Annotated in this window: 1 protein-coding gene and 1 pseudogene; one reads left to right on the forward strand and one right to left on the reverse strand. The window is 54.5% G+C overall.

Going from position 1 to position 1,586, the window contains the following annotated elements; all coding sequences use genetic code 11:
* Positions 1-140 precede the first annotated feature (140 nt).
* Positions 141-1,064: pseudogene (gene lacI / locus P3H15_RS53850) on the forward strand (DNA-binding transcriptional repressor LacI); the annotation flags it as partial.
* Between the two features lie 2 nt (positions 1,065-1,066).
* Here the strand turns inward: lacI and rpsL are convergent.
* A complete protein-coding gene (gene rpsL / locus P3H15_RS53855; RefSeq protein WP_276117852.1) occupies positions 1,067-1,426 on the reverse strand; it encodes a 30S ribosomal protein S12 in 360 nt (119 codons plus the stop codon).
* Positions 1,427-1,586: the final 160 nt, after the last annotated feature.

Raw genomic sequence — 1,586 nt, forward strand, 5'->3', positions numbered from 1 at the left:
CAACCTACTACTGGGCTGCTTCCTAATGCAGGAGTCGCATAAGGGAGAGCGTCGAGATCCCGGACACCATCGAATGGCGCAAAACCTTTCGCGGTATGGCATGATAGCGCCCGGAAGAGAGTCAATTCAGGGTGGTGAATGTGAAACCAGTAACGTTATACGATGTCGCAGAGTATGCCGGTGTCTCTTATCAGACCGTTTCCCGCGTGGTGAACCAGGCCAGCCACGTTTCTGCGAAAACGCGGGAAAAAGTGGAAGCGGCGATGGCGGAGCTGAATTACATTCCCAACCGCGTGGCACAACAACTGGCGGGCAAACAGTCGTTGCTGATTGGCGTTGCCACCTCCAGTCTGGCCCTGCACGCGCCGTCGCAAATTGTCGCGGCGATTAAATCTCGCGCCGATCAACTGGGTGCCAGCGTGGTGGTGTCGATGGTAGAACGAAGCGGCGTCGAAGCCTGTAAAGCGGCGGTGCACAATCTTCTCGCGCAACGCGTCAGTGGGCTGATCATTAACTATCCGCTGGATGACCAGGATGCCATTGCTGTGGAAGCTGCCTGCACTAATGTTCCGGCGTTATTTCTTGATGTCTCTGACCAGACACCCATCAACAGTATTATTTTCTCCCATGAAGACGGTACGCGACTGGGCGTGGAGCATCTGGTCGCATTGGGTCACCAGCAAATCGCGCTGTTAGCGGGCCCATTAAGTTCTGTCTCGGCGCGTCTGCGTCTGGCTGGCTGGCATAAATATCTCACTCGCAATCAAATTCAGCCGATAGCGGAACGGGAAGGCGACTGGAGTGCCATGTCCGGTTTTCAACAAACCATGCAAATGCTGAATGAGGGCATCGTTCCCACTGCGATGCTGGTTGCCAACGATCAGATGGCGCTGGGCGCAATGCGCGCCATTACCGAGTCCGGGCTGCGCGTTGGTGCGGACATCTCGGTAGTGGGATACGACGATACCGAAGACAGCTCATGTTATATCCCGCCGTTAACCACCATCAAACAGGATTTTCGCCTGCTGGGGCAAACCAGCGTGGACCGCTTGCTGCAACTCTCTGTCTAGACGCCATACTTGGAACGAGCCTGCTTACGGTCTTTAACGCCGGAGCAGTCAAGCGCACCACGTACGGTGTGGTAACGAACACCCGGGAGGTCTTTAACACGACCGCCACGGATCAGGATCACGGAGTGCTCCTGCAGGTTGTGACCTTCACCACCGATGTAGGAAGTCACTTCGAAACCGTTAGTCAGACGAACACGGCATACTTTACGCAGCGCGGAGTTCGGTTTTTTAGGAGTGGTAGTATATACACGAGTACATACGCCACGTTTTTGCGGGCATGCTTCCAGCGCAGGCACGTTGCTTTTCGCAACTTTGCGAGCACGTGGTTTGCGTACCAGCTGGTTAACTGTTGCCATAGCTGTTTCCTGTGTGAAATTGTTATCCGCTCACAATTCCACACAACATACGAGCCGGAAGCATAAAGTGTAAAGCCTGGGGTGCCTAATGAGTGAGCTAACTCACATTAATTGCGTTGCGCTCACTGCCCGCTTTCCAGTCGGGAAACCTGTCGTGCCA

The sequence above is a fragment of the Rhodococcus sp. T2V genome, from assembly GCF_029269925.1.
Taxonomy (GTDB): domain Bacteria; phylum Actinomycetota; class Actinomycetes; order Mycobacteriales; family Mycobacteriaceae; genus Rhodococcus_F; species Rhodococcus_F koreensis.